Consider the following 5,487-nt stretch of genomic DNA (forward strand, 5'->3'; position numbering starts at 1 on the left):
CACATCCGGCATTGGGAAGACGGCGGCCCGACTGAGCTGGCCAACCTGGTATTGCTGTGTCCTTATCACCACCGGCTGCACCACCGCGGCGTCATCACCATCACCGGACCGGCATCCGCTCTCGTCGTCACCGACAACGCCGGTCGATCACTGAGCCCGGGACCGCTGGCGCACCCACCAACTCAACCCCCACCGGCGGTGGCGCCCTGCTCAGGACCTACCGGCGAGCGCGCCACCTGGTGGTGGTATGAGCCCTTCCAGCCCCAACCGCCGCCGACGAACAACTAGCCCGTGTGTACCGGGGGCGGCACGGTGTGGAAGCTCAATCACATTGAGGCATCAAGGATTATTATCTGGCCGCCTAGCGCGTCGTGGATGTCGGGACCGACAGCTGGGCGCCGCAACCCCTTGCGGCGCCGACGCGCGCGTCGTCGACTTCGACACCATTCATACCCGAGCCGTACAACGCTTTTCGGCGCAGGTCCGCCCGACTGTCGCCAACGCAGCTTCACATAACGTGCCGCCCGCGACGAGCCAGCATCGGCAGTTGCGAGCCCGCGCGTGCCCTTAGTTACCGACCGGTAGCAACCGGCCGGCGCATCCGTGGGAGAATTCGGTCATGACTGTCACCTCGGACAAGATCCCGGAGAATTTCGTTGCCGGACTCGAAGGCGTGGTGGCATTCACCACTGAAATCGCCGAGCCCGACAAAGACGGCGGTGCCCTGCGCTACCGCGGTGTCGACATCGAAGACCTGGTCGGCCAGCACGTCACTTTCGGCGACGTATGGGCTTTGCTGGTGGACGGAAAATTCGGCCACGGACTGCCGCCGGCCGAGCCGTTCCCGCTGCCGATTCACAGCGGCGATGTGCGCGTCGACGTTCAGGCCGGCCTGGCGATGCTGGCACCGATCTGGGGGTTCCAGCCGCTGCTCGACATCGACGACAACACCGCTCGCGACCAGTTGGCCCGCGCTTCGGTGATGGCCCTGTCGTACGTCGCGCAATCGGCGCGGGGCATCTACCAGCCCGCGATACCCCAGCGGGTTATCGACGAATGCTCAACGGTCACAGAGCGTTTCATGACGCGTTGGCAGGGCGAGCCGGATCCCAAGCACGTCGAGGCCGTCGACGCCTACTGGGTTTCGGCCGCCGAGCACGGCATGAACGCCTCGACGTTCACCGCGCGGGTGATCGCCTCCACCGGCGCCGACGTGGCGGCCTCGCTGTCTGGGGCCATCGGCGCGATGAGCGGCCCGTTGCACGGCGGTGCGCCGGCCCGAGTGCTCCCGATGCTCGAAGAGGTCGAGCGCACCGGCGACGCCCGCGGTTTGGTCAAGGGCATCCTGGACCGCCACGAGAAGCTGATGGGCTTCGGCCACCGGGTGTACCGCGCCGAGGATCCGCGGGCACGCGTCCTGCGGGCCACCGCCAAGCGGTTGGGCGCACCGCGCTACGAGGTGGCGGCCGCCGTCGAACAGGCCGCGCTCACCGAGCTGCGGGAGCGACGGCCGGACCGGGCAATCGAGACCAACGTCGAGTTCTGGGCTGCGGTGATCCTGGACTTCGCGCAGGTGCCGGCGCGGATGATGCCGGCGATGTTCACCTGCGGCCGTACCGCCGGGTGGTGCGCGCACATCCTCGAGCAGAAGAGACTGGGCAAGCTGGTCCGCCCGGCGGCGATCTACGTCGGCCCTGGGCCGCGCAGCCCGGAATCAGTCGAGGGCTGGAACGAGGTCGTCACGGCCTGACAGCCGCACGCGCCTTATTTGTCGGTGGGCAGTGATGAGATTGCATCGCCAATCGAGTCATACCCGTAGGCCCACTCCGGGCCACGCACCGACACCAAGGAGGCCCTGATGGCAATCGCCGTCGAACCCGCACTGTCCCCACATCTCGTCGTCGACGACGCCGCTGCGGCGATCGACTTCTACGTCAAGGCTTTTGGCGCCCAGGAAATCGGCCGGGTGCCCCGCCCGGACGGCAAGCTGATCCACGCCGCCGTGCGCATCAACGGCTTCCTGGTGATGCTCAACGATGACTTCCCGGAGATGTCTGACGGAAAGTCGATGACCCCGACGTCGCTGGGCGGCACCCCGGTAACCATCCACCTGACGGTGACCGACGTCGACGCCAAGTTCCAACGGGCGCTAGACGCCGGCGCCACTGTGGTCATGCCGCTCGACGACCAGTTCTGGGGGGACCGCTACGGCATGGTCCGCGACCCGTTCGGCCACCAGTGGTCGCTGGGCCAGCCCGTCCGCGAGGTCAGCATGGACGAGATCGCGGCGGCGGTCGGCAGCGGCTAGAGGTCGGCCAGCTCGCGCAGCCGATCGGCCAGCCTGCGGTGCAGCGGAGGCGTAGGCGCGGCGGCCGCGACGTCAAGCATCTCGGTTACCGAGGTGAACTTGTTGCGCGGACGATCGCTGCTTTCGCCGCGGGCCACTTCGGCGGCGTCGATCGCCCGCCAGCCGGCGGCATCGACGACGTCGGACTGGCGCTCGCGGACGAGCTTGTCGAGCGCCGACGGCTTGCCGATGGGGTTGCGCAACGTGCCGGCGTTGTAATCGTCGACCAACCGCTGAACCGTTTCCAGCGCACACGATTTGTTGGTGCCGATGAATCCCGTCGGTCCGCGCTTGATCCAGCCGGCGACGTAGGCGCCGTCGACCGGCTGCTCGGAGTCCGAATGCGTGACGCGGCCACCGTTGTTGGGCACCACGCCCGCCTTATCGTCGAACGGCAGGTCCTTGATCGCCTTGCCGTGATAGCCGATCGAGGTCAACACCAGACCGGCCTCGATCGTCTGCACCTCGTCGCTGCCGGTGACGACGAACTCCATCCCAGTGGCTCGCTGCTGCCCCGAAATACGCTGGGGTGTCAGGTTATAGGCCAGCCGGATCCGCGGCCGCGCTGTCGGACTGGTCGTCGACGCGTCGCCGAGCCTGCTCAGGATCTCCAGCTTCTGCCTCGTCAAGGGGTCGGAGACGGTGGCAAGATCACGCTGCACCGCTTCGCGGTCCGCGCCGGATAGAACGACGTCGGCGGTGGTCGTCAGCCCGATCAACTCGGGCAGCGTGAACGCCGAATGCTCGGGACCGCGGCGCGCCACGATGACGACCTCCTGCACCCGAGATGCGCGCAGCGCGGCCAACGCGTGATCGGAGATGTCGGTGTGGGCCAACTCGTCCGGGTCGGCGGTGAGCACGCGGGCCACGTCGAATGCGACGTTGCCGTTGCCAACGACGATGACCCGCTCGTGGCTGAGATCGACTGGCAGATCAGTGAAATCGGGATGGCCGTTGATCCAGGCCACTAGCTCGGTGGCGGTGCCGGTGCCGGGCAGTCCCATGCCGTCGATGTCCAGTCGGCGGTCGTTGGGCGCACCTGATGCGTAGATGACCGCGTGGTGATGCGCCAGCAAGTCGTCGTGACTTAGGTGCTTGCCGACCTCGACGTTGAGGTAGAAGCGGAATTCGCGGCGACGCGCGATCCGGTCAAAGAGTTTGGTCACCCGTTTGGTGGTCTGATGGTCCGGCGCCACCCCGGCACGTATCAATCCATAAGGGGTGGGCAGCTTTTCGAAGACGTTGACCCGAACGCCGTGTTGGGTGAGCAACTCGTCGGCGGCGTACATCGCGGCTGGCCCAGAGCCCACGATCGCCACGGTCAGCGGACCGCCGTGATTGCCGTGCACCTCCGGCGCGGGAATCACCGGCGCCAATTTGGATGTCGGCGGCAGCTTCTCGCCGTCCGGGCGGTCCGGATAGAACGCCGCGTTGAGCGCGATGAAAGGCAGTTGCTCGGTCGTCAGCCGGGCGTCGGGTGCGATCGCACCCACTGGGCAGGCACTCACACACGCGCCACAGTCCACGCACGCCACCGGATCGATGTAGAGCATCTCGGCAGTGGCGAAGCCCGGCTCATCCGGTGAGGGGTGAATACAGTTCACCGGACAGGCGTAGACACATGACCCGTCGCTACAGCACGACTGGGTAATAACGTGCGGCATGCAGACCTCTAGGCTGCGACCGTGAGGTGCTGGCGCTGCGGCTCGCTGCGGTAGCGGGACGGCTTACCGTAGATCTTGCAGATCCGCCAGATCAGCTTGGCCAACGGGTTCATCAAACCTGTGTCGCGACACAGCATCCGGACGTCACCGAACATGTCCCGCAGCATCTGACGCGACTCCGGCGAGGAGAAGAACACCTCTTTGCGGACCGAACGCGGAATGTCGAACTCCCGCCAGAAAGCCTTGGGCGGCACCACAATCGCCGAGCACAGGATCCGCATGGTCAGCGGCACGTACAGCGAGAGCCAGAAACGTTTGCGGCGCGGCAGGTTCGGGACCCGCTTACGCAGATACTCGTGCGCAAACGAGATGTGGCGAGCCTCCTCGGCCACGTGGATCGCCATCACCCGCTCCATGATCGGGTGCAGTTCCTTGCCCTCACGCAGCACGTTTTTCTGGGTGTGGTCGATGGGCTCTTCGCCGGCCAGGATGCCGAACCAGAACGGGATCGGCAGCGGCCCTGCCGCCAACGGAATGTAGGGCTGGATCCACTTCAGCATTCGCGGCATACCGGGCACGTCGGCGCCGATGTGGTTCACCATTTCCTGGAACATCATGGTGTGGTTGCACTCTTCGACGGCCTCGTGCAAGCAGTACCGGTATTCCGGTGAGCCGTTGGGCACCCAGAACGCGTACTCCATCAGGCCGCGGATGAGGATCGACTCGAAGTGCAGACCGGTCTTGGCGACGTTCGCCTGACGCCACATGCCGATCTCGATCTGACGCTCTTGGGACTGCGACTGGTACCAGGAATGCCGGCCCAGCGGGTCGGTCTTCGGGAGAATCCAGCGTGGGTCGTTGTCGATGACCGCGAACTCCGGCGACTTCCAGTCGATGTCGGTGTACGGGTTGAAGTTGCGCCGCACTGACCCTTCGGAGAGCGTGTTCAGCATCTCCACGTATTTGGGGTCGTCCTGAACCTCCATGTTGTTGCGCCAGCGGCGCACCAACTTGGTCCGTGCCCGCTTCTGGGCGGATCCCGCCTGAGCCATGCCTGGCCTCCCCAATGAGGTTTACATTTGGACGTGCTATGTCCAACACAGTACCGAAGGTATCAGGAACTTACTAGACCCCAAACGGCCAATGTGGCTCACCCGTGAACACATGTGCACTGTGACCCATTTCACATCGGCGGCGAGGGCCCCTACCGCCTGAATGTCAGCCTCAGCCGGGTCACTAACCTGGTGAGTATGGCCGACCCGCTCACGATCCCCGACAACATCAAACCCAGCGATGGACGCTTTGGATCCGGTCCGTCGAAGGTCCGACCCGAACAATTACAGGCCCTTTCCACCAGCGCCGCCGCGCTTTTTGGCACGTCACACCGGCAGGCGCCGGTCAAAGATCTGGTCGGCCGGGTGCGCAGCGGGCTGCGCGAGTTCTTCTCGCTGCCCGACGGCTACGAGGTGGTGCTGG

The 5,487-nt window shown here is 65.6% G+C and carries 5 protein-coding genes and 1 pseudogene; 4 read left to right on the top strand and 2 right to left on the bottom strand.

The features are described from left to right. The 3 genes from VN856_RS27540 to VN856_RS27550 form a co-directional block, all read left to right on the top strand. Positions 1-288: HNH endonuclease signature motif containing protein (locus VN856_RS27540; protein ID WP_325695212.1), on the top strand; the 288-nt coding region annotated here is incomplete at its 5' end. Between the two features lie 331 nt (positions 289-619). Then, positions 620-1,750, top strand: coding sequence for a citrate synthase 2 (locus VN856_RS27545; RefSeq protein ID WP_325695214.1), 1,131 nt, complete (start codon positions 620-622; stop codon positions 1,748-1,750). A 108-nt stretch (positions 1,751-1,858) separates the two neighbouring features. Further along, positions 1,859-2,308, top strand: coding sequence for a VOC family protein (locus tag VN856_RS27550; protein ID WP_325695216.1), 450 nt, complete (start codon positions 1,859-1,861; stop codon positions 2,306-2,308). On the opposite strand, the gene VN856_RS27555 is transcribed toward VN856_RS27550, so the two are convergent. Together VN856_RS27555 and VN856_RS27560 are read right to left on the bottom strand one after the other, a co-directional pair. Then, positions 2,305-4,011, bottom strand: a complete 1,707-nt coding sequence (locus tag VN856_RS27555) for an FAD-dependent oxidoreductase (protein WP_325695217.1) — start codon at positions 4,009-4,011, stop codon at positions 2,305-2,307. The genes VN856_RS27550 and VN856_RS27555 overlap by 4 nt on opposite strands. Positions 4,012-4,019: 8 nt before the next feature. Continuing rightward, positions 4,020-5,063 (bottom strand): diiron oxygenase, encoded by a 1,044-nt coding sequence (locus tag VN856_RS27560; RefSeq protein WP_325695219.1) that lies wholly within the window; start codon positions 5,061-5,063, stop codon positions 4,020-4,022. 198 nt (positions 5,064-5,261) lie between these two features. On the opposite strand from VN856_RS27560, the pseudogene VN856_RS27565 reads away from it, so the two are divergent. Beyond that, positions 5,262-5,487: pseudogene (locus VN856_RS27565) on the top strand (phosphoserine transaminase); the annotation flags it as partial.

Origin of the sequence: Mycobacterium sp. (genome assembly GCF_035603715.1) — a bacterium.
Taxonomy (GTDB): Bacteria; Actinomycetota; Actinomycetes; order Mycobacteriales; family Mycobacteriaceae; genus Mycobacterium.